Annotated in this window: 17 protein-coding genes; 11 read left to right on the top strand and 6 right to left on the bottom strand. The window is 64.7% G+C overall.

What is annotated here, in order from left to right; genetic code table 11:
* Positions 1–115 precede the first annotated feature (115 nt).
* Both ACSYDV_RS14605 and ACSYDV_RS14600 read right to left on the bottom strand, forming a co-directional pair.
* On the bottom strand, positions 116–1,567 hold the full coding sequence (locus ACSYDV_RS14605; protein WP_438324541.1) for an amidohydrolase family protein: 1,452 nt from the start codon (positions 1,565–1,567) through the stop codon (positions 116–118).
* Between the two features lie 379 nt (positions 1,568–1,946).
* Positions 1,947–3,746 carry an amidohydrolase family protein gene (locus ACSYDV_RS14600; RefSeq protein ID WP_438324540.1) on the bottom strand — a complete coding sequence of 600 codons (1,800 nt, stop codon included), beginning with the start codon at positions 3,744–3,746 and terminating at the stop codon, positions 1,947–1,949.
* A 204-nt stretch (positions 3,747–3,950) separates the two neighbouring features.
* On the opposite strand from ACSYDV_RS14600, the gene ACSYDV_RS14595 reads away from it, so the two are divergent.
* From ACSYDV_RS14595 to ACSYDV_RS14575, 5 genes are all read left to right on the top strand, one after another.
* On the top strand, positions 3,951–5,237 hold the full coding sequence (locus tag ACSYDV_RS14595; RefSeq protein ID WP_438324539.1) for a dicarboxylate/amino acid:cation symporter: 1,287 nt from the start codon (positions 3,951–3,953) through the stop codon (positions 5,235–5,237).
* 2 nt (positions 5,238–5,239) lie between these two features.
* Positions 5,240–5,704 (top strand): RidA family protein, encoded by a 465-nt coding sequence (locus tag ACSYDV_RS14590; protein WP_438324538.1) that lies wholly within the window; start codon positions 5,240–5,242, stop codon positions 5,702–5,704.
* 197 nt (positions 5,705–5,901) lie between these two features.
* A complete protein-coding gene (locus ACSYDV_RS14585; RefSeq protein ID WP_438324537.1) occupies positions 5,902–8,982 on the top strand; it encodes a TonB-dependent receptor domain-containing protein in 3,081 nt (1,026 codons plus the stop codon).
* Positions 8,983–9,151: 169 nt separating this feature from the next.
* The gene (locus tag ACSYDV_RS14580; protein WP_438324808.1) at positions 9,152–10,534 is read left to right on the top strand and encodes an amidohydrolase; all 1,383 of its coding nucleotides are present in this window, start codon (positions 9,152–9,154) and stop codon (positions 10,532–10,534) included.
* A gap of 1 nt (position 10,535) precedes the next feature.
* A complete protein-coding gene (locus ACSYDV_RS14575; RefSeq protein WP_438324536.1) occupies positions 10,536–11,783 on the top strand; it encodes an amidohydrolase family protein in 1,248 nt (415 codons plus the stop codon).
* A gap of 27 nt (positions 11,784–11,810) precedes the next feature.
* Here ACSYDV_RS14575 and ACSYDV_RS14570 read toward each other — a convergent pair whose 3' ends face one another.
* Together ACSYDV_RS14570 and ACSYDV_RS14565 are read right to left on the bottom strand one after the other, a co-directional pair.
* Positions 11,811–12,290, bottom strand: a complete 480-nt coding sequence (locus tag ACSYDV_RS14570) for an Lrp/AsnC family transcriptional regulator (RefSeq protein ID WP_438324535.1) — start codon at positions 12,288–12,290, stop codon at positions 11,811–11,813.
* Complete coding sequence (locus ACSYDV_RS14565; protein WP_438324534.1) at positions 12,287–13,639, bottom strand: dicarboxylate/amino acid:cation symporter; 1,353 nt, start codon at positions 13,637–13,639, stop codon at positions 12,287–12,289. Before ACSYDV_RS14565 ends, ACSYDV_RS14570 begins: the two co-directional genes overlap by 4 nt.
* 316 nt (positions 13,640–13,955) lie before the next feature.
* Between ACSYDV_RS14565 and ACSYDV_RS14560 the strand changes: the two genes are divergently transcribed.
* From ACSYDV_RS14560 to ACSYDV_RS14535, 6 genes are all read left to right on the top strand, one after another.
* Complete coding sequence (locus tag ACSYDV_RS14560) at positions 13,956–14,645, top strand: RNA polymerase sigma factor (RefSeq protein WP_438324533.1); 690 nt, start codon at positions 13,956–13,958, stop codon at positions 14,643–14,645.
* Between the two features lie 14 nt (positions 14,646–14,659).
* Entirely contained in the window at positions 14,660–15,865 is a 1,206-nt protein-coding gene (metC, locus tag ACSYDV_RS14555) for a cystathionine beta-lyase (protein ID WP_438324532.1), read from the top strand.
* A gap of 76 nt (positions 15,866–15,941) precedes the next feature.
* Positions 15,942–18,419 (top strand): TonB-dependent receptor plug domain-containing protein, encoded by a 2,478-nt coding sequence (locus ACSYDV_RS14550; RefSeq protein ID WP_438324531.1) that lies wholly within the window; start codon positions 15,942–15,944, stop codon positions 18,417–18,419.
* A gap of 29 nt (positions 18,420–18,448) precedes the next feature.
* Positions 18,449–19,939: an FG-GAP repeat domain-containing protein gene (locus tag ACSYDV_RS14545; protein ID WP_438324530.1), complete on the top strand. Its 1,491-nt coding sequence runs from the start codon at positions 18,449–18,451 to the stop codon at positions 19,937–19,939.
* Between the two features lie 16 nt (positions 19,940–19,955).
* Positions 19,956–20,111: a hypothetical protein gene (locus ACSYDV_RS14540; protein ID WP_438324529.1), complete on the top strand. Its 156-nt coding sequence runs from the start codon at positions 19,956–19,958 to the stop codon at positions 20,109–20,111.
* 50 nt (positions 20,112–20,161) lie between these two features.
* Positions 20,162–20,296 carry a hypothetical protein gene (locus ACSYDV_RS14535; RefSeq protein WP_438324528.1) on the top strand — a complete coding sequence of 45 codons (135 nt, stop codon included), beginning with the start codon at positions 20,162–20,164 and terminating at the stop codon, positions 20,294–20,296.
* 180 nt (positions 20,297–20,476) lie between these two features.
* On the opposite strand, the gene ACSYDV_RS14530 is transcribed toward ACSYDV_RS14535, so the two are convergent.
* Positions 20,477–20,986 (bottom strand): hypothetical protein, encoded by a 510-nt coding sequence (locus ACSYDV_RS14530; protein ID WP_438324823.1) that lies wholly within the window; start codon positions 20,984–20,986, stop codon positions 20,477–20,479.
* 41 nt (positions 20,987–21,027) lie between these two features.
* Complete coding sequence (locus tag ACSYDV_RS14525; protein WP_438324527.1) at positions 21,028–21,936, bottom strand: nucleotidyltransferase and HEPN domain-containing protein; 909 nt, start codon at positions 21,934–21,936, stop codon at positions 21,028–21,030.
* Positions 21,937–21,986: the final 50 nt, after the last annotated feature.

Raw genomic sequence — 21,986 nt, 5'->3', positions numbered from 1 at the left:
GGACCCTCTTGGTTGGCAGTGTGCGGCTAGCGATCGAGCGCGGTGACCTGACCGGGCGCCGTCAGGCCGAGCGGGAGGACGCGTGTCAGCGCAGCGGTCGCCGGCGGTGGCAGCGTCACTTCAGGTCCGCCGGCGGCGACGGCTTGACGAGCGGAGTGGAGATATGGCGCGGGGTGACGAGCCGGCCGTTCTCGATCAACCACTGGCCATCCTTGATGACATGCTCGACGCGCGACAAATCATCCAGATTCTCGTCGGGGCGGCCATCAACGACGATAATGTCGGCGAGCTTGCCGGGCTCGATGCTGCCAAGCTCGTCGCCCATGTCGAGCAATCGCGCGTTGACGATCGTCCCTGCCCTGAGCGCGTCGGTGACCGAATAGCCGCCGCGCACGAACCATTTGAGCTCGGCGATATAGCTGTTGGGCACCATCAGGCTGGCATCGCCGATCGAGTCGGTGCCGATGCCCATGACGATCCCGGCAGCCTTCATCTTCTTGAATTCGTCGAAATTGCCCTGGCTCGTCATCGTGAAGCGGCGCGAGGTCGAGCCATAGAAGCCGCCGGCGCGGTCGAGCAGATTCTGGTAGACCTGCAATGTTGGCACCGCGGCGATCTTCTTCTTCGCCATCTTGGCGATCGCCGCGTCCGAGCGCGGCAACGGATGCTCGATCATGTCGATGCCTGCATCGACCGCCATCTCGGTATAGATGGTCTCGCAGTCGCAGGTGACCTTGAGGCCGAGGAGATGCGCTTCCTCTATGCCCGCGCGAACCTCGTCGGGTGCGAAATGGCTCGCGATCTTGATGACGCTCGCGCCTTCCTTGAAGGCCTTACGCACCATAGCGCGCCACGCATCGGGCCCATCGACTTCCTTGGCATAGTCGGGACCATGGCTGGGGCTGACCGGGCGCTCGGTAGCATGACCGCCGGTGCCGGTGATGATCCAGCCTGCCGCGAACACGCGGGGAGCCGGGATCATGCGCGCCGCGCTCCATTCGCTCAGGAGGAAGGGCGCGTTGCTCACTCCGTTGAGGTCGCGCACCGATGTGAAGCCCGATTCGAGAAAATAGCGCAGGTTGCGTTGACCGCGCAGCGTCCCGCCGCCCTCGCTCGCCTGTTCGTCGATCGGCGTCGCGCGGTCGGGATAGGTGACATGGGTATGCATGTCGATCAGCCCTGGCATCACGGTCTTGCCGGCGGCGTCGATGATCCGCGCGTCGGCGCCCCAGCCGGTCGCATCCGCCGGCAGCACCGCCTTGATCCGGTTGCCCTGGATGATGACGGTCGCCGAACGGACGCCCCCGCTGACCGCATCGAACAGGCGTCCGCCGCGAATGACGAGTTCGGGGCCTGTCTCGGCGACGGGCTTGAGCGGGATGCGCACCGGATCGTCGCTCGTGCGCGCGCCGGGCGCGAGGAACGGGCGGCGATCATTGGGCTGGACGGGATTGTTCGCGGGCGCCTGGGCGGCGGAGCCGGCGGATATGGCGAGTAGCCCCGCCGCGACCGCGGCCGTGAGACAGGTCCGCGCAAGGGGCGGCTGGAAGGACAGTTTCGCGGTCATGGCGGGCAGCGGCTCCTTTGAGGTGAGGGCGGGCACTTGATTCGGCCTGAAAGACCCGCCCTCGTGGGTAGAGACGCAGCCGGGCGAGATGACCCCACCAGCCATTTTCCATTCGCGTGGTTTCCTTGCCAACGCCGCCCGCGGCCGTGCGCGAAGGCGCGCCATTATCGCGGCGCGTCATCGCGGCGCGTTTCACCGGCCGCCGCGCACTGGCGCCGCGGTTCGTCCGGGATTCAGATGCGCGAACGCGCCGCGACGATGTCGGGACGCGGCGCGGGCTGGAAATGCCCGTCGACCTCGCCCGCGGCACCAGCTTCGCGCCGGTGCCGCGGCGAACCGCTAGGCGAGCGGATTTCCCGGCCTCGCGGCCGCGGCGGGGTCAGTAGAAAAGCAGATTGTCGATTTCACCCCAGGCGCTGGCGCCCGCGTCGCGCTGAACGACGACACCGACCTGCACGAGATCGTCGCCGCGCCAGGACGGGGCCACGCCGCGGCCGGGCCGCGTCGCCACGAGCGCGGTGAACGGCACGCGCAGTTCGGACCAGCCTTCCTTGGCCTCAATCGGCGCGGTGAATTCGCCCGCGAGCGTGTTGACGACGAGGAGATAGCGGCCCGCGCCGCGCATATCGAGCCGGACCCCCGCAAATTTGCGTGCATCGACCGGGCGCACCGAACCGCGGCTGAGCGGCACGAGAACGCCGCCCTCGGGCTTGTCCTTGAGGGACATCTGCACCGCAAAGGCGAGCGCCGATCCGTTGCCGCCCATATGCGTCACGCGGTTCGTGACCACAGACGAGCGCTCGACGCCGCCGTCCATGTCGGTCAGGCGCAGCGTATCGAGCGAGCTGCGCCCATCGGCGCGCTCGAAATCGTCGATCAGCGCGGCGGCGGGCGCGGCCGGCAGCGTCGTGGCGAGATTGCCTGCGGGCGGTTTGACGCCGCCGCCATAAACGAGCTTGCCGTCGACGAACACGCGGTCGATCTTCCCCACGTCGCCGATCGTCTCCCAAGGCTTGCCGTCGATGAGGATGAGATCGGCGCGCTTGCCCTTCTCGATCGTCCCGCGATCACCCGAAAGACCGAGCGCGAGCGCACTGTTCGAGGTGCCTGCGAGCAGGGCCGCCTTCGGCGTGAGGCCGGCCGCGACGAGCAATTCCATTTCCTGGAGCGTCGAGACACCATGCTTGGCGCCGCCGATACCTGCGTCGGTCCCGACCGCAATGGTCACGCCGGCAGCATGGAGATTGCGGACATTCTCTTCGGCGAAGCCATATTTGCGGATCCGCTGCCGTGTCGCGGGGTCGTCCTTGCGCCCGGGACCGATCTCGTCGGGCTTCAGCTGGTAGATGGCGAGCGTGGGGGCGTAGAAAGTGCCCGCCTTCTTGATCCGGGCGGTCGCGTCAGCATCGAGCACGCCGTCCTGGATGCTGTGCGCGATCACGTCGATACCGGCGTCGGCCGCGATCTTGCCGCGCTCGACGGTCACCGTGTGGGTGAGCACGCGCTGTCCATGCTTGTGCGCCTCATCGGCGAGCGCCGCGAGCGTCTCGACATTCATCGAGGTTTCCTCGGGCAGCTGGCCGTAGCGCCAGCCGTCGGCGAATGCCTTGATATAGTCGGGGCGGTAGGCCTGGAGCGCTTGCACTTCGCGTCGCGCGCTTTCGGCGGTCGCCACCCATTTGGTCGTGTTGGTGTCGCCCCAATCGGCGCCGTGCCCGCCCGGCGTGCTCATCCGCGCGACGAAATTGACGTGCGGGGCATAGATATCGGCGAGCCAGGCGCGGCGCGGCGCGAAAGCTTCGGGCTGCTGGTGAAAGTCATTCACCGTCGTCACGCCGCTCGCAAGATAGGCGTTGGCAATCTGCGGCAGCGTTCCGGGCGAGCCCGCCGGCGACCAGTGGGTATGAACATCGATAAAGCCGGGGAGCAGCGCCTTGCCGTCAGCCCGCATGACCCGTGCCCCCTTGGGGACCTTGACGTCGGCGCCGACCGCCTCGATCCGCCCGCCGCGCACGACCACCGTGCCGCGATAGGGATCCTTGCCCGTCGCATCGAAGATCGTCGCGCCGGTGATCGCGACAAGGCCATCGCCCGGCTCGGCAAGCACAGCCTGGCTTGCCCAGCCAAGTCCCGCGGCGATAGCCGTTCCTGCTACGAGCATCTTCCGAAAACTGGCCACGCGCGTCTCCTCGATTGTCTGAATATCACCCTGTCCTGCTTTGACGCAGCGGCAGCGGATGTCCCCACCATCCCGTTCGGTCCGGGGACGCCATGTCGCAACAAAATGCGCTTGTCGACCGCATTGCTGCTGCGGAACCCCGGCACGCCTGCGTCTCTGCCTCCTGTACGCCCCGGGCCGGGGCGAAGCCGGAACGGAACAGTCATGAACAGAGCTTTCGCCTTCATCCTCATCTTCGCCATGGTCGCGGGCATCGCGGCGGGCTGGTTCGTCAATTCCCAGTTCCCCGCCACCAGGGCGGCAGAAATCGCCGACAATCTCTCGATTCTCACCGACCTCTTCCTGCGCCTGATCAAGATGATTATCGCGCCGCTGGTCTTCGCGACACTCGTCACGGGCATCGCCCATATGGAAGACGCCGCAGCGATCGGCCGGGTCGGCGCAAAGACGATGGGCTGGTTCATCGGCGCCTCGATCGTCTCGCTCTCGATCGGGCTCGTCATGGTGCATTTGCTCCAGCCCGGCGCGGGCCTCGCGCTCGACCTGCCGACCGGCGACGCCGCAGGTGTCGTCGCGACCGGGGACTTCTCGCTCAGGCAGTTCGTCACGCACCTCATTCCGCAGTCCATCGTCCAGGCGATGGCCGAGAACGAGATTCTGCAGATCGTCGTCTTCTCGGTGCTTGTCGGCTCGGCGGTTGCCGCGATCGACGACAAGGCTCCCGCCGTGCTCGCGCTCGTCGAACAGGTTGCCGCGATCATGCTCAAAGTCACGGGCTTCGTAATGAAGACCGCGCCGATCGCGATCTTCGCCGCACTCGCCTCAACCGTCGCGACGCAGGGTCCCGGGGTGCTCGTGACCTATGCGGGCTTTGTCTCCGGTTTCTATCTCTCGCTCGGCGTGCTCTGGCTGGTGCTGTTCCTCGCCACGCTCGCGATCATCGGCCCGCGCGCCATCAGCCTGTTCCGGGGTATCCGTACCCCCGTCCTGCTCGCCTTTTCGACCGCGAGTTCGGAGGCAGCCTATCCGAAGACGATGGAGGAGCTCGAGAAGCAAGGCGTCAACAGGCGCATCGTCTCCTTCGTCCTACCACTCGGCTATAGCTTCAATCTCGACGGCTCGATGATGTACTGCACCTTCGCGGTGCTGTTCATCGCGCAGGCCTATGGCATCGACATGAGCCTTGGCCAGCAGATCACGATGCTGCTCCTGCTCATGGTGACGTCGAAGGGCATGGCAGGGGTCCCGCGCGCCTCGCTCGTCGTGATCTCGGCCACGCTCGCCTATTTCAAGCTGCCGGAGGCGGGGCTGCTCCTCATCCTCGCGGTCGACCATCTGCTCGACATGGGCCGCTCGGCGACCAACGTCGTCGGCAATTCGGTCGCCGCTGCCGTCATCGACCGCTGGGAAGGCCGCCGCATGGCGCGCGAAGCCGCCGCCGCCGAACCCGTTCCGGCCGAACAACGCCCCTCTCTCGCAACCAAGGAGTAATCATGCCCAAGATCGAAAGCCGCCTCGCCAGTCTCGGGATCAAGCTGCCCCAAGTCTGCCCGCCCGTCGCCAACTATGTCTCGTCGACGCGCTCGGGAAACATCGTGCAGATTTCGGGCCAGCTCTCGACGCAGGCGCAGGGCGGCATCAAGGGCACAATCGGCGTCGATTGCAGCCTTGCCGACGGCATTACGGCCGCACGGCTCTGCGCGATCAACCTCATCGCCCAGTTCAAGGCGGCCACAGCGGGCGACCTCGACCGCGTCGCGCGCGTCCTGAGGCTCGGCGGATATGTCCAGGCGGGGCCCGAATTTTACGAAATCCCGTCGGTTATGAATGGCTGCTCCGATCTCATCGTTGACGTCTTTGGCGAGGCGGGCAAACATGCGCGCTCGGCGATCGGCGTTTACCGGCTGCCATTCAATTTCGCGGTCGAGGTCGATGCGGTCATTGAGATTGTCGATTAAAATAATAGACAATCATCCTTAGGCTGCTATGGGCTCTCCCCACATAAAATTGCCTTCGGGCGCAGCCGGTTGAAACTTTCTGCCGTATCGCGGTGGGGATATCGACCGGCGTTGCGTCAAAGCGAAATGAGATGGGCGTCAACGATCCATCCGCTCGCATGGAGGACGACACAGGGTCGACAACTAGGGGACATTGCATGCTTAAGCTTAACTTGCCGCTTCGCCGGGCCTTGCTGCTCGCTTCCTCGTCACTGTGCCTTGCGAGCGCCGGCACCGCTTTTGCACAGGACACCGCCTCCGCGGAGGCCGCTTCCGCCGACCCCGCGGGTTCCGAAATCGTCGTAACGGGCAGCCGCATCGCCGGCTCGAAGATCACCGAGGCGCTTCCCGTCACTGTCGTCGGCGAGAGCGAGATCGCCGCCACCGCCGCGGTCTCGGGCGATGACCTGTTCCGATCGATCCCGCAGATGGGCGACGTGTCCTTCAACAGCAGCAATGGCCAGACGAGCAGCAACTTCGCCCGCGGCGATATCGGCTCGGTCGATCTGCGCGGGCTCGGGGTCGGCAACACCCTCGTGCTCCTCAACGGCCGCCGCGTCGTCCAGCATCCGGGCAGCCAGGCCAGCGCCTCGCTCGCCCCCGTCATCACATACAACACCAACGCGATCCCAGTTTACGGCATCCAGCGGGTCGAAGTGCTGCGCGACGGCGCGGCAGCGCTCTACGGCACCGACGCGGTTGCCGGGGTCGTCAACACGGTGCTGCGCGACAATATCAACGGCGGTAGCCTGTCACTCCAATATGGCGGCGCCGAAGGCACTGGCCTCCGCGAATTCAACGCCTCGGGCTATCTCGGCAAGGATCTCGCCGAGAACCGTGGCAATATCTCGCTCCTGTTCAACTATACGCGGCGCACCGCGCTGACCTCGCAGGACCAGGATTTCACCGCGACCGCCGACCACCGCGACTTCCCCGATTTCGTGGGCACCGTCTTCGCGGGCAATAATGCGCTCGATGACCGCAGCCCCCTGTCGCCTTGGGGCGATTTCACGACCGGTGCGCGCGTCCGCCGCGGCGCAACCAATATCACGACCAACGCCGGCGTCTTCTCGCTTCAGCCGACCGCGAACGGCGGCTGCTCGGCGACGCTCGCAGGCGATATCTGCATCGACGATGGCACGCGCGCCACGACCGGTGCCGACCGCAACACGCGCTGGAACGGGCAGGCCAATTATCCGATCTCGATCTCGCCGAAGCTCGACCGCGTCAACCTGTTCGCGAGCGGCCATTATGACCTCTCCGACAGCGTGACCCTGTTCGGTGAGGCCGGCTATTATTATGGCAAGACACGCAGCGTGCAGGACAGCGTCTTCACGATCGGTTCGATCCGCATGTCGATCCCGTCGTCAAACTACTGGAACCCCTTCGGCCCCGTCACCTTCGCCAATGGCAGCGTCAATCCGAACCGCCTCGCGGGCATCGATGCCCCCGCCGCGGGCCTCCCGGTGACGATGACCAATTATCGCTTCACCGACCTCGGGCCGACGATCGTCGATGTGACCAATCGCCAGTTCCGCGCATTGCTCGGCCTGCGCGGCGAAGCGCTCGGCTTCCATTGGGAGACCGCGGCGGTCTATTCGGAAGCCTCCGTGCGCGACGTGCAGGACGGGATCAGCGCGACCCTGCTCCAGCGCAATCTCGCCCTCTCGACCCCGGACGCCTATAATCCGTTCAACGGCGGCAACCCCGCCGATCCGACCGGCATCGACACGAGCCCGAGCAACCAGGCCGCGCTCGACGCGATCCGCATCAAGAGCGTGCGCCGCGGCAAGGCGACGCTTGCCATGTGGGATTTCAAGGCATCGAAGGCCGACCTCTTCGCGCTGCCCGCAGGCAATGTCGGCATGGCGATCGGCGGCGAGCTCCGCCGCGATTCCCAGCTCGACGATCGCGACGAACGCGTCGACGGCACGACCAAATGGACCGATACGGTCACCGGGATCGTCCAGGACAGCGACCTGTTCGGGGTCAGCCCGACTCCCGACACCAAGGGCTCACGCACCGTCTTTGCGGCTTATGCCGAACTTGCGGTGCCGCTCATCGCACCCGAGATGGACATTCCGCTCATCCGCAGCCTCGAGCTCCAGCTCGCGGGCCGCTACGAACATTATTCGGACTTCGGCAGCATCTCGAAGCCGAAGGTCGCGGCGGCTTGGGACCTGTTCGAGGGCTGGCGGATCCGCGGCTCATGGGCCCAAGGCTTCCGCGCTCCCAACCTCGAGCAGACCAACGCCACGATCGTCACGCGCGGCAATAGCCGCACCGACTATATCCGCTGCGAGGCAGATCTGCGCGCGGGTCGCATCACCAGCTTCGGCAATTGCGCGCAGAGCTTCGTGACCACGGGCCGCCGTGCGGGCAATCCCGACCTCAAGCCCGAGACCTCGACCACCTTCACCGTCGGCACCGTGCTCCAGCCGCCGATCTTCAACAGCGGCAGCGTTCGCACGACATTCACCGTCGACTATTGGCAGGTGAAGCAGAAGGGGATCGTCGGCGTCTATGGCGAGGGCAATGCGCTCATCAACGACTATCTCCAGCGGCTGCAGGGCTCGACCGATCCCAATGTCGTCCGCGCCGCGCCGACCGCCGACGATATCGCCCTGTTCGCCGGCACCGGCATCGCGCCGGTCGGGTCGGTCCAATATGTCGATGACATCTACCGCAACCTCGAACCGCAGACGGTTCGCGGCATCGACTTCGGCTTCAACCTTTCGGTTCGCGACACCGGCATCGGCACCTTCGACTTCAGCGCCAACGCCGCCTATCTGCTCAAATATTTCCGCGATGCCTCGCCCGACATCCAGACCCTGCTCGATGCTCGCGCGGCGGGAACGATCAACATCGACACGATTATTCCCGAAGGCGGGAGCCTCATCCGTCAGGATGGCCTTCCCAAGTGGCGCGGCTCGGCTTCGCTGACCTGGAAGCTCGGCCAGTTCACCGCGGGTGGCTTTGTGAGCTACACGGGCAGCGTGCTGGACAATGACATTTCGGTGAGCGGCGAGAATCTGCTGCTCAAATCCTATACGACCGGCAATCTCTATCTTCAGTACGACCTCAAGGGCGGCTTCACCGACGGCACCCAGCTCCGCGTCGGCGTTCGCAACATCACGAATGCCCGGCCGCCACTCGATTCAAGTGCCTTCGGCTATATGGGCTCGCTCTATTCGCCGAACCCGCGCTACTGGTATGCGAGTGTGAAGAAGAATTTCTGATCCGCCTCCCGTCCGGCCGCCGCGCATTCCAGCACGGCGGCCGGATTGCCGCCCTTCCCATCGTTCCGCACAAGGTGATCCCGGCGTGACACGACATTCCCCAGATTCTTCCTCCCCGTCCCGCAGCCGCAGCGCCGCGCGCGCCGCGCTGCTCGGCACCGCGCTTGCATTGCTCGCGGGCTGCGCCGCCGACGCCTCGTCGGCTCGCCCGGCGAGTGCCGCGCCGCCGCCCGCCGAACCCGCCGCCGCGCCGGCGCCCGCGCCCTTCGCGAGCACCTATCAGCCGCGTCCCGCCGCCGACACTGCGATCGTCGGTGCATCGATCCTTACCGGGACCGGGACCCGGATCGACAATGGCACCGTCCTGATGGCAGCGGGCAAGATCGTCGCAATCGGCACCGACGTCGCCATTCCCGCCGGGGCGCGCGTCATCGACGGCCGCGGAAAATGGGTGACCCCCGGGATTATCGACGCCCACTCGCACCTCGGCGTCTTTCCCGCACCGGGCGTTCAGGGCCATGCCGACGGCAACGAGAATATCGACCCCTATACGGCGCATGTCTGGGCCGAGCATTCGATCTGGCCGCAGGATCCCGTATTCACCAAGGCGCGCGCCGGCGGCGTGACGAGCCTCCTCATCCTGCCCGGTTCGGCCAATCTCTTCGGCGGCCGCGGCGTGAGCGTGAAGAATGTCCCCGCAGTTACCGTCCAGCAGATGAAATTCCCCGGCGCGCCCTACACGCTCAAAATGGCGTGCGGCGAGAATCCGAAGGGCCGCTATGGCAGCCGCGGCCGCGCTCCCGCCACGCGCATGGGCGAGGTCGCGGGATTCCGCCGCGCGTGGATCGACGCCGCCGAATATGGCCGCAAGGTCGATGCCTATGAAAAGAAGCGCGCGCGCGGCGAAGGCGGCGAGGCGCCGAAGCGCGACCTCGGGCTCGAAACGCTCGCAGGCGTGCTCAAGGGCGATATTCTCGTCCAGAATCATTGCTACCGCGCCGATGAAATGGCGGTGATGCTCGATGTCGGTCACGAATTCGGTTACAAGACGCGGGCCTTCCACCATGCCGTCGAAGCTTATAAAATTGCCGACCTGCTCGTCGCCGACGATGTCTGCGTCGCGACCTGGGCGACGCGCTGGGGCTTCAAGATGGAAGCCTATGATGCGATCGAGGAAAATGCCGCGATCCTGAGCAAGGCGGGTGTCTGCGTCGCGATCCACTCGGACGAGCAGCGACTGATCCAGCGCCTCAACGTCGAAAGCGCGGTGGCGATAGCCGCCGGGCGCCGGGCGGGGATCGACATAGCGCAGGAAGAGGCGATCAAGTGGATCACCATCAACCCCGCGAAGATCATGGGGATCGCCGACCAAACCGGCTCGCTGGAGCCCGGAAAGATGGCCGACGTGGTGCTGTGGAGCAAAAATCCCTTCAGCGTCTATGCGATCGCCGAGAAGGTCTTCATCGACGGCGCGCTCATTCTCGACACGAGCGATCCGGCAACCCGCTACAAGAGCGATTTTGAAATCGGCCAACCGGTCGGGGAGGAATGAGATGCAACGACGGCTCCCAGTTTTCGCAGCACTCGCCCTGGCCCTCGCTGCGGCTGCCCCCCCGGCCGCAGCGCAGACTTTTGCGATCACCAATGCCCATCTGATAACGCCCGGCCCGGTCGGCGACGTCGAGAATGGCACGGTGATTGTCCGCGACGGCCGCATCGCCGCCGCCGGCTCCGGGGTTCTGGTGCCCACGGGCATGCGCACCATCGATGCGCGCGGCGCGATCGTCACCCCGGGGCTCATCGCGGTGAATACCGCGCTCGGCCTGATCGAGGTCAGCTCGGTCGATGGCTCGGTCGATAACAAGACGCGCAGTTCGGGGATCAGCGCCTCGTTCGACGTCCAGTACGGGCTCAACCCGGACTCGACGCTGATTCCGATCGCGCGGCTCGGCGGCGTCACCCATGCCGTCGTGATGCCCGACTATGATGACAGCGACAAGGAACGCGAGCTGCCCTTCGCGGGCAAGGCGGCGCTGATTTCGCTCGGCGCGGGCGCGAACATCCTCCACCGGCCCGGCGTCGGCATGATGCTCGAACTCGGCGAGGATGGCGCCGCGCGCATCGGCGGATCGCGCGCTGCCGAATTCGTGCAGCTTCGCCAGATCTTCGACCTGGCGCGCCAGGCCCCACGCGACGAATATCCCTTCGACCTCTCGCAGGCCGACGTCGCCGCGCTCCGCCCCGTGCTTGCGGGCACGATGCCGCTGATCGTCGTCGTCCACCGCGCCGCCGACATCAAGCAGGTGCTGACGCTCGCGCGCGACTATAAGCTCAAGATCATCCTGAGCGGCGCCGAGGAAGCCTGGCGCGTCGCAGGCGAGATCGCCGCGGCGAAGGTTCCGGTTCTCATCAATCCGACCTCGAACATTCCGTCGAACTTCGACATGCTCGGCGCTTCGCTACAGAATGCGTCGATCCTGAAGGCGGCGGGGGTCGAGATCGCGATCGGCGGCAACGACGCCGGGCACCGCGTCCGCGAGATGCGCTATAATGCCGGCCTCGCGGTATCGCGGGGGCTTCCCTATGCCGCCGGCATCGAGGCGCTCACGCTCGCGCCCGCACGCATCTTCGGGGTCGCCGACCAGATGGGCTCGATTGCGGCGGGCAAGGCCGCCGACATCGTGATCTGGGATGGCGACCCGCTCGAGCCGCTGACCCAGCCGACCGCGATCTTCATCGCAGGCAAGGAACAGCCGCTCACCTCGCGCGCCACCGAACTCGGCAAGCGCTACACGCGCTGACGCACCGCGCCGCGCCCGTTCTGAAGGTCAGGACGGGCGCGGCGTGAGCGGCAGCGCGGTGGTGAATTTGATTTCTTCCATCGAGAAGGCCGAGCTCACATCGGTGAGCCGGACCGAGCGGATGATGCGCCGGTAGACCGCGTCATAGGCGGCCATATTCTCGACGCGCAGCTTGAGCAGATAGTCGACATCGCCGGTCATGCGGTAGAATTCGACGACTTCGGGGATGTCGCGGATCGCCGAATTGAGCATTTCGAGCCACGCCTCACTATGCTCGGAGGCGCGCAGGCTCACAAAGACCGTGAGATCGAGGCCGAGCGCGCTCGCGTCGAGAATCGTGACCCGCCGCGAGATCACCCCGCTCTCCTCGAGCCGCTTGATCCGCCGCCAGCACGCATTCTGCGACATATTCGCCTTCGCGGCGACGCCGGCCACCGACAAGGTCGCATCCTCCTGAAGGATCCCCAATATCCGGACATCGGCATCGTCGAGCGAAACGCGTGTCATGGCTTTCCTCCTTCTGGGTTCGGGACACCGGCGGTGGCCATCGCGAGAGCGGGCTGCGGGGTGTCCGCGACCTCGCCAGCTGCAAATTCATCGGCGCCAATATCGGCGGACGCGCTCGCCGGCGCCATTCGCGCGATCGCCGTCGTCGCGGCGACGTCCATCGTCACATTGCCGACCGTCCGCACAAGGTCGGGGATCATCTCGACCGCGATCAGCAGCGCGAGCGGCTCGATCGGTATGCCCATCGCGACGCAGATCGGCGCGATCGAGGTCAGGAAGCTCACCTGTCCGGGGAGGCTCACCGACCCGATCGTCGTGATCGCGGCCACCGCGGCGCCCGACGCGATCGCCGATGGCGCGAGGGGGATGCCGAGCCAGTGCGCGACATAGATGGCGACCGCGAGATTCATCGCGGGGCTGGTGACGCGGAAGATCGCCACCGCGACGGGCAGCGAGACCCGGGCGACCGATCGCTCGACCCCGAGATCGGCCGACGCTTTGAGCATCGGTGGCAGCGAGGCGAGCGACGACTGGGTGCTGAGCGCAACCGCCTGTGCGGGCGCCACCGCCTTGGCGAAAGCGAGAAGGCGCACGCGGCCGCCGAAGACCGCGACCGGATAGGCAAGCGCCCAGGCAGCGAGCCCGGCGCTCGAGACAATCACGACATAATGGGCAAGCGCCCCGATCGCCGACGTGCCGGCGCGCGCGCCGACGCCAAAGGCCAGCGCAAGCACACCGATCGGCGCGAGCGCGAGGACCCAGCCGACGATCAGCAGCACCGCGCTCGCGATCGTGTCGAAAAAGGCGGTCACGGGTTCGCGCTGCGCGGCGGGCAGCCGCGCCAGTGCGACGGCGAATACCGCGGTGAAGAGAATGAGCGGAAGCAGCGCGTCGTTCGCTGCCGCTGCAATGGGGTTGGTCGGTACGATCGAGCGCAGGAAAGTTCCGATCCCGACCGTCGGCGCTTCGACATGGTGCCCATGTCCGGTTGAGATGCTCGCTGCAAGCGATCGCGCCGCCTCGGCAGGCATCGGAAAGAGCCCGAGCAGCGTGGGAACAAGGACCGCCGCCATCGCTGTCGAAATCCAGAGCAGCGCGATGAAGGTGACCACCGATCGCATCGCGACGCGGTCGCCGCGGGCGCTGTCGACCGTCTTTGCGATCCCGGTGATCAGCAGCGAGACGACGAGCGGAATGATCGTCATCCTGAGGCCGTCGAGCCAGACGCCTCCGACGCTATCGGAAACGGCGACGGCATCGTCCAGACCTTCGAGCCCGAACCGCGTCCATCCCACTCCCAGCGCCAGCCCGGCGACCAGCGCCGACAAAATGAGCCAGGTTCTCGCCATGCGACCACTCCTCCTGCCTCCTCGATGCGGGAGACCCCTTGGCTTTGACGCGCTGCGCACCGAATACCCCATCGCGCAAAGACCGTTTCCGCGAGGAAGTTTCACCCTCCTGTGGCGATTATTGCAGTTCAAAGGCGAATCCGGGACAGGTGATTCGATTGAACCAGCGACGTTCATGTAGGAATTAGATCATTTGATCGACCAAATACCGTAATAGCGGTTCAAACATCCCATGATTCGATAAAAGTGTGTCAAAGTCGGTGATGAATTCACCCCCGGAACCATGTCATAAAATGTCGCCATAAGGGGACGCACGATGACATTCAGCGCCTGTAGGGCAGATCAAGAGAATGAAAGCATCGCGACCGAAGAGGTCTGGCAAAGGTTCGAATTCAGCGCTCCGCCAGCGGAACGCCCCCCAGTAGAGGCCGCAGCGGTCTCAAACGCAGGCTCCCCCGACCTTGTTGCGGCCTTCTGGCCGCATCTTCCGCTGCTCAAGAAGTATCTCCGTCGCCGGGTGCCGGTCTCCGATCTCGACGATGTCCTGCAGGATGTCCTGCTCAGCATCATCCGCCGCGCCGACGTCGCCGCGGTTGACCATCCCAAATGCTATCTCTTCCAGGCCGCCCAGGCTGCGCTCATCGATCGCCATCGCCGCCGGACAACGCGCCGCAGCGACAGCCATTGCCAGCTCGACGAGCCCGACCATCCGGTCGACGAGATGTCGCCGCTGCGTATCCTTCTCGCGAAGGATGAGGTCCGCGCGGTCGAGAGCACGCTGAGCCAGCTCCCGGAACGCACGCAGGAAATTCTCGTGGCGATCCGCGTCGAGGGATCGAGCCTGAAGAGCCTCGCGAGCCGCTACAATGTCTCGACGAGCGCGATCGAAAAACATGTGACCAAGGCCGCCAAGGCGCTCTCGATCGTCCGCCGCAGCGATCTCGTCGCGGCGAACCGCAACGGCCCGACGCCGCAGCGGCAGAAACTCCTCTCCAATTCCATCTGAGAAAGAAAAGATAAATGACGCTTTGCAGCACGGTTCATGAGCAGACGCGGCTTATCCACGGCGACAGTCCGTGCGATGCGCTCCAGCGGACGCCGGGCCCTCCCATCCAGCGCGGCTCGACCGTGCTGCTGCCAAGCTGCGAAGCGCTCTACTATGGCGGCAAGGTGACTTACGGCCGCGTCGGCCTCTCCACCCAGCGCACGCTGCGCGATGCCTTGCGCGACCTCGAAAACGCGGATGAGGCCTTCATCTACCCCTCGGGCCTCACCGCGATCACCGGCACGCTGCTTGCGCTGCTCTCGGCAGGCGACGAGGTGCTCGCCTGCGACACCGTCTATAATCCGACCCGGCGCTTCCTCGCCGGCACGCTCGCGCGCTACGGCGTCACCGCGCGCTATTTCGATCCGGCCGACGACGCCGAGACGATCCGCGCGATGATCACCCCGGCGACGCGCGTGCTCTTCCTTGAATCTCCCGGCTCGCTGTCCTTCGAGATGCAGGACATTCCTGCCATCGCCGCGATGGCGAAGGAAGCCGGCGTGATGACGGTGATTGACAACACCTGGTCGGCGGGCGTCCTGTTCAAACCGCTCGATCATGGCGTTGATGTCAGTATCCAGTCGCTGACCAAATATGTCTGCGGCCATTCGGATGTGTTCATGGGTCTCGCTGCGGCCAAGGGCCATGCCGCCGAATTGCTCGCGACGTCGAGCTACGAGACCGGCTGGGCGGTGTCGCCCGACGACGCCTATATGGCGATCCGCGGCCTGCGCACGCTCCACACCCGCCTCGCGCAGCATGGCGCCGCCGCGCTCCAGGTTGCCGAATGGCTCGAGGCGCAGCCCGAGGTCCATTCGGTCATGTGCCCGGCGCTGCCGAGCGATCCTGGCCATGCCATCTGGAAGCGCGATTTCACCGGCATCTGCGGTCTGATCGGCGCGGTTCTTCATCCCGCGCCCGAGGCGGCGGTCGCAGCGATGGTCGAACGGCTCGAGCTTTTCGGGCTCGGCTTCAGCTGGGGTGGCTATGAAAGCCTCGCCATTCCGGTCGATCCGCAGCTCAAGGCGCGGAGCCACAAGCTCAGCTATCCCGGGCCCTTGCTAAGATTGCACATCGGCCTCGAAAGGGTGGATGACCTCATCGCGGATTTGCGGCAAGGGCTCGACACCCTTTCGCAGGAAACCTCCGCACCCCAGCACAAGCTGAGGGTCGCGGGATAAGCGCCGAAACCGGCGGAAAACAAAAATGCAGCAGGTTCAACAGGGGGAACATTTTACCGTGCTCAGGAGCAAGACCATGAAATCATATACGAGACTGCTGATAGGGGCGTCTTGCATCGCAGCGGCCACGTCGATGCCCGCCTTCGCGCAGGCCACCGCGGCCGACGACGCCGCCGGGGAGGCGGCGTCCCAGTCCGATATCATCGTGACCGGCACGCGCGGCAAGGGGCGCACCGTCATTTCGAGTCCGACCCCGATCGACGTGATCGGCGGCGAGGAACTGGAACGGCTCGGCGGCGGCATGCAGCTACGCGACGCGCTGACCCAGCTCGTGCCGTCCTTCCAGTCGACGACGGTTGGAAGCTCGTCGTTCAACAGCCTGACGCGCCCCGCGGGCCTGCGCGGCCTCTCGGGCGTCCATGTGCTCGTGCTCGTCAACGGCAAGCGCCGTCACAACAGCTCGATCATCGACTTCAACTCGGGTGCGACGTCGCAGGGCGGCAACCCGGTCGATCTCGATCTCATCCCGTCGAGCGCGATCGAGCGTATCGAAGTGCTGCGCGATGGCGCGTCGGCGCAATATGGCTCGGATGCGATCGCCGGCGTCATCAACGTCATCCTGAAAACCAATGACTCGGGCGGCAAGGCGACGCTCGAGGCTGGCCAGCGCTATGGCCGCGGCGGCAGCGGCAGTGATGGCGAGACCATCTCGGCGAGCGTCTCGCACGGCTTCGCGATCGGCGATGGCGGCTCCTTCACGCTTTCGGTCGAAGGCAAGAAGGCGAAGGCGGCCGTCCGCAACACCGACGTGACCGGCGCGCTCTACTTCCCGCTCCCCGGCGGGGCGGCCGATCCGCGCGAACTGACGGCTAACCGCCGCACCTATCTCGGCGGGCTGCCCGAAGTGAAGGACGTCAAGGTCGCGCAAACGCTCGTCCTGCCGCTCGGCAATGTCACATTCTACTCGGACGGCACCTTTGGCTATCGCGATGCGCGCGTCGGCCAGGCCGGCCGACGCCCGAACAGCAACCAGAATATCATACAGATCTATCCGGACGGCTTCTCGCCATTCTATACGCTCAAGGAAACCGACTTCCAGTTCACCGGTGGCCTGCGCGGCGAAGCAGCGGGCTGGAACATCGATCTCAGCAGCACCTATGGACGCAACCATGCCGAAAATGGCGCTGACAATACGCTCAACGCGTCGCTCGGCCCGTCGAGTCCGACCGAGTTCAAGACCTTCAGTTCGGCGTTCGACCAGTGGACGAACAATCTCGATTTCACCCGCCGCATCGAGTTCGGCGGCGAAACCGCGCTGCAGGTCTCGATGGGAGCGGAGTATCGCTACGAATCCTATGTGACCAAGCCGCTCGACGTCGATAGCTACCGGGCCGGTGGCTATTTCTATCCGTCGGGGCCGCTCGCCGGGCGTCCGGCGCAGGTCGGCGCACAGGGCGCCATCGTCGTCACCCCGGAGGATGCTGCGGACGTAAACCGCAATATCTGGGCAGGCTATGTCGACCTCGCGCTCGACGTCAGCCCGCGCTTCCTCGTCACGGCCGCGGGCCGGTTCGAACATTTCGACGACAGCTCGGGCAGCGTCTTCAGCGGCAAGGTCAGCGCGCGCTATGAACTGACCGATTGGCTCGCGCTGCGTGGCGCGTTCAGCAATGGCTTCCGTGCCCCCTCGCTCGCGCAACAGGACTTTGCGCAGACTTCGACCTCGATCAATCTCGTCGGCGGCGTCTATATCCCTGTGCTCACCAAGATCGTGAAAACGAACTCGGCGGTCGCGCAGGCGCTTGGAGCACAGCCGCTCAAGCCGGAGAAGTCGAAGAACTTCAGCCTCGGCTTCACGCTGACGCCGGCGGCGGGCCTCTCGCTGTCGGTCGACGCCTACCAGATCGATCTCGACGACCGCATCACCCTCACCGGCCTGTTGTCGGGGGCGGGGATCCGGAACATCCTGATCGCCAACGGCTTCTCGGGCGACCAGTCGGTGCGCTTCTTCACCAACGCCGTCGATACGCGCACGCGCGGAGCCGATGTCGTCGGCACCTATGCGTTCGATGTCGGCAGCGCCGGACGCCTGCGTACGAGCGTCGGCTTCAATTATAATGATACCGACATCAGGAAGATCGCAGCCAACCCGAGCGAACTCGCGGGCCTCGGCCTGACCCTGTTCGACCGGCGCACGCAGGGCTGGTTCACCTCGACACCCAAGACCAAGCTGATCCTCGGCGCCAATTTCGAATCGGGCCCGCTCACGATCAACGTCAAGGAAACCCGCTACGACAAGTTCAAGTCGCTCGATAATCTCGTCAACAACCTTCCCGTCAACGACCAGAGCTTCGGCGCCAAGTGGATCACCGATCTTGAGGTGTCGTACGGCGTGACCGAGAAATTGCGGGTTGCCGCGGGCGCCTATAATCTCTTCGACGTCTATCCCGACCGCACGACCATCGCCAACACCATCGGGCTCGCGCCCTATGGGGCGGGACCGTTCGGCCAATATGGCGGATATTATTATGGCCGGATCTCGCTCGATTTCTGATCTCGCGCCTCGACCCTGCGGCTTGCATCATGCGCGATGAATTGATGCAGCTGCTGTCGTGGGTTGTCCTGTCCGCCGGCATTGCCGGCGGCGGGGCACCCGCGGCGCCCGGCCCGGCCTTCACGCCGGTCCAGCCCGGCACCTTCGCTATCGCGGGATCGCTTTCGAACAGCTGGGCGGACTTCGACAATGACGGCGATCCCGATCTTGCGGTTTCGCTCAAGACCGGCGAGATTCGCCTGTACCGTAATGATGCCGGAACCTTCACCAACATCGGCCCGGCACTGGGCCTTCCTGTCACAGGCGCCGAAATGCGCGGCCTGTCGTGGGGCGACTTTGATGGCGATGGCTGGATCGATCTCTACGCCGGTGCCACCAAGACAAGCGAAGCCAATTTGCTGTTCCGCAATGAGGAGGGCCATCGCTTCGTCGATCAGGGCTCCCCGCCAACCGCTCCGGGCCGCTCGGCCCGGCAGTCGAGCTGGGTCGACTATGATAATGACGGCGACCTCGACCTCTTCGCAGCCAACCGTGCCGGGCCCAATGCGCTGTTCCGCCAGGATGCGGGCCGCTTCGTGCGGGCCCCGGCCGAGCAGGCCGGCGACGATGCGCGCCCGACCGTGGGCGCCTGCTGGTTCGATTATGACCGTGACGGCGATCTCGATCTCTTCCTCGCCAACCAGGCGGGCGCGACCGACGCGCTGTGGCGCAACGATGGCGATCGATTCGTCGACGTCGCCGCCGCGCTCGGAATGGACCGTCCGGGGCGCGCGGCCGAAGAGGGCAGCGTTGGCTGCGCGGTCGGCGACTATGACAATGACGGTCAGCTGGACCTGTTCGTCGCAAGCTATGGCGTCAACATCCTCTATCGCAACCGGGGCGACGGCAGCTTCGAGAATGTTGCCCCGCGCCTCGGCCTTGCAGACGATAATCATGCCGTCGCGGCCGCATGGGGCGACTTCGACAATGACGGCTATCTTGATCTTTTCCTGACCGCCTACACAAGAACGACGGGTCAGCAACAGCCAGCGAACAAGCTCTATCGCAACCTCGGCGGCAAGGGCTTTGCCAATATCCTGCCCGCAGGCTCGACGCTCAACGTCGCCGATCACGGGGTTCAGTGGGTCGACTATGACCGCGACGGCGCGCTCGATCTGTCGGTGACCCGCGGATACACCGACACTGGCGGCCATTTCCTCTTCCACAATGATCTCGGCAAGGCGGCCGCACGGCGCAGCCTCGCGGTGCGCGTCCTCGACAAGGCCGGGCGCTTCACGCGCATGGGCGCCGAGGTCCGGCTCTACGACGCCGCCGGCAAGATCCTTGCGACCCGCCAGGTCTCGACCGGCGAGGGCTATAACTCGCAGGGAACGCAGCCAGTCCATTTCGGCCTCGTCTCGACCGCGCCGGTGACAGCAGAGGTGACGTTCATGAGCAAATCGGGACGAAAGACACAAAGACTGAACGGCATCCATCCTACTCGCCACGCCGGGTCCGAACTCATTGTCCGCGAACGGTAGATGAGCCTATCCGCCTATGACGGCGGTTGCTTCCACCGCCGCCGACAAGAATTTCGAACTGGCGATCGCGGTCACCGCCTTCGGCCTCGCCCCGCCAGTTGCCTTCGCCGCGGTCGTCGGACCGCTTGTTGGGTTCCCCGTCCTCATTCTGCTCGTCAATGTCGCCTTCTAATTCGGAAGGCGCTGGCTCACCGCACTCACACCGGCGCGGGAATCCAAGTCATGGCCCTACTGATCCGTGAAATAACGACGCATGAAATTGCCGTCGAAGCGATGGCTATCGAAATTCTTTTCCAGCGCGGTCCCATCAATCTTGATTGCCGCTTGGCAAAACATTTACGGAATGCATCGATGTAACAATCTATTTTATCTATAGAAGTTGAGAAGGCTCGGCACCTCGCCAATCCGAGGGTCTGTAGTGGTGCATTGTGGAGACGAAGATGCTTGATTTTGGGGCCTTGGCAGGTGGTGATGGCAACGGTTCACCCGTACTTGAACCGAGAAAAATCTTCACCACCCTCGTTCACCATCCCCGATTCAAGTTCCCTTCCGCCAATCAGGGCGAAGTTCTGGACAAATGGTTCGACCTCCGGAACCGGCGCGACAACAACGATGAGCGAACCGGCAAGCGGATATCCGATGCGCTCGGCACGGCGACAGAGCAACGCGCGATGAAGAATAGCGCTCGAGGATCTGATCGGCGGGACTGGGCGGACGCGGTACCGCCGGAGCGACGATCCCCGCCTCGCGGAGGACTTCCACAAATCTGTCGATCGACGCCGGATCGACGCCGCGCAAGCCGCAACCCCGGTTCTCATCCTCAAAAAAGCGGGTCACGAGTTGGTCGCTGATATCGCCGCGATCGAAACGGTGCTTGATCAGCCACTGGATGAAGCAGTTGACGATCCCGACCGAATATCTTGCCGTGACCGTGCTGTAGCCGTCTTTGCGCAGCCGGGCCGTGTACAGGTCGATGCAGTCCCTGAAAGGCCCCGCCCGCAAATCGCGGATCGTCCAGCTGCCGTTCAAAAAATCATCCAGCGTCATAGCTTCCTCCTCTGCGATGAGTGCAGAGGAAGAGCGTAAAACTATGCCGAGCCGATCACCGCACAGTTACTGGAAAGCCGGGGCATCCAGCGCCCACTCGGCATAGTGGGCCGCTCGGCATAATCAAAATTATGCCGAGCTCGGCATAACTTGGAGTAGCGCGCCTTCACGTAGGCTTCCTTCAGCTTCTCGAAGCGCGCGCGATCGGCGCGCGTCTCGCGCGGCCAGGCATCGAGGAGCCGCATATCGATGCGTTCAGCCTGCGTGCGGAGGAAGCCAAGATTGTGAACATGCGGCGTGTAGAAGGTGCAGACCAGCAGGACACAGTGATAGAGAAATTCGGAGCTTTGATGGAGATCGAATGCTGCTGGCTTCAGAAAGCCCTTCTCCCGACCGACTGCCGATAACTCGAACCGCTGCATGGCGAGCGGAAACCACTCGTCAAAATATTCCTTCGCCATCGCCAGCGCTTGCTCGGGCGTTTTCGGCTTGGGCTTGTGCAATTCCTTGTCGTCATATTCGTAGAGCGCGATGCCGTCCTTCGCGACGTCCATGAAGAAATAGCGACCGTGCGCGAGCCCGTCATTCACCTCCTGCAGCGTGTGGACGATTAAATTGACCGGCGTGTGCAGCGTCTTGTCGATCGCGAGCTCGCGGATCAGCCGATCCTCGAGCTTCAGCCAGAAATCGACCCGCTCGGTCAGGCGCTTGTCGTTGACGATGATGAGCAGATCGAAGTCCGAGCGATAGCCCTTGGCGGTATGCGGCTCGTCGACCCAGCCGCCGCGCGCATAGCTGCCGTAGAGGATGAGCTTGTCGATACGGCCCTTTTTCTTCCAGCTCATGGTCGCGAGCGCGATCGCATCCTCGAATTCTTCGAAGATGATGGCCTTAACGCGTTCAAGTTCACGCTGCTTGTTCGGCGGTAGATGATCGAGATCGGTTCGCATGACTATTCTCACCCTGTAATTCCGCTCGCCGGATGGCAAGCGCCGTTGCA

The organism is Sphingopyxis selenitireducens, assembly GCF_051550705.1.
Classification (GTDB): Bacteria; Pseudomonadota; Alphaproteobacteria; order Sphingomonadales; family Sphingomonadaceae; genus Sphingopyxis.
This window is presented reverse-complemented; position numbering and strand designations above follow the sequence as displayed.

Bases quoted from the DNA above. Each gene is read 5' to 3' on its own strand.
- ACSYDV_RS14540 (WP_438324529.1), top strand. From the start codon at position 19,956: ATGACGGCGGTTGCTTCCACCGCCGCCGACAAGAATTTCGAACTGGCG.
- ACSYDV_RS14605 (WP_438324541.1), bottom strand. From the start codon at position 1,567: ATGACCGCGAAACTGTCCTTCCAGCCGCCCCTTGCGCGGACCTGTCTC.
- ACSYDV_RS14590 (WP_438324538.1), top strand. From the start codon at position 5,240: ATGCCCAAGATCGAAAGCCGCCTCGCCAGTCTCGGGATCAAGCTGCCC.
- ACSYDV_RS14550 (WP_438324531.1), top strand. From the start codon at position 15,942: ATGAAATCATATACGAGACTGCTGATAGGGGCGTCTTGCATCGCAGCG.
- ACSYDV_RS14530 (WP_438324823.1), bottom strand. From the start codon at position 20,986: ATGACGCTGGATGATTTTTTGAACGGCAGCTGGACGATCCGCGATTTG.
- ACSYDV_RS14585 (WP_438324537.1), top strand. From the start codon at position 5,902: ATGCTTAAGCTTAACTTGCCGCTTCGCCGGGCCTTGCTGCTCGCTTCC.
- ACSYDV_RS14570 (WP_438324535.1), bottom strand. From the start codon at position 12,290: ATGACACGCGTTTCGCTCGACGATGCCGATGTCCGGATATTGGGGATC.
- ACSYDV_RS14525 (WP_438324527.1), bottom strand. From the start codon at position 21,936: ATGCGAACCGATCTCGATCATCTACCGCCGAACAAGCAGCGTGAACTT.
- ACSYDV_RS14560 (WP_438324533.1), top strand. From the start codon at position 13,956: ATGACATTCAGCGCCTGTAGGGCAGATCAAGAGAATGAAAGCATCGCG.
- ACSYDV_RS14595 (WP_438324539.1), top strand. From the start codon at position 3,951: ATGAACAGAGCTTTCGCCTTCATCCTCATCTTCGCCATGGTCGCGGGC.
- metC (WP_438324532.1), top strand. From the start codon at position 14,660: ATGACGCTTTGCAGCACGGTTCATGAGCAGACGCGGCTTATCCACGGC.
- ACSYDV_RS14535 (WP_438324528.1), top strand. From the start codon at position 20,162: ATGGCCCTACTGATCCGTGAAATAACGACGCATGAAATTGCCGTCGAA.
- ACSYDV_RS14575 (WP_438324536.1), top strand. From the start codon at position 10,536: ATGCAACGACGGCTCCCAGTTTTCGCAGCACTCGCCCTGGCCCTCGCT.
- ACSYDV_RS14565 (WP_438324534.1), bottom strand. From the start codon at position 13,639: ATGGCGAGAACCTGGCTCATTTTGTCGGCGCTGGTCGCCGGGCTGGCG.
- ACSYDV_RS14545 (WP_438324530.1), top strand. From the start codon at position 18,449: ATGCGCGATGAATTGATGCAGCTGCTGTCGTGGGTTGTCCTGTCCGCC.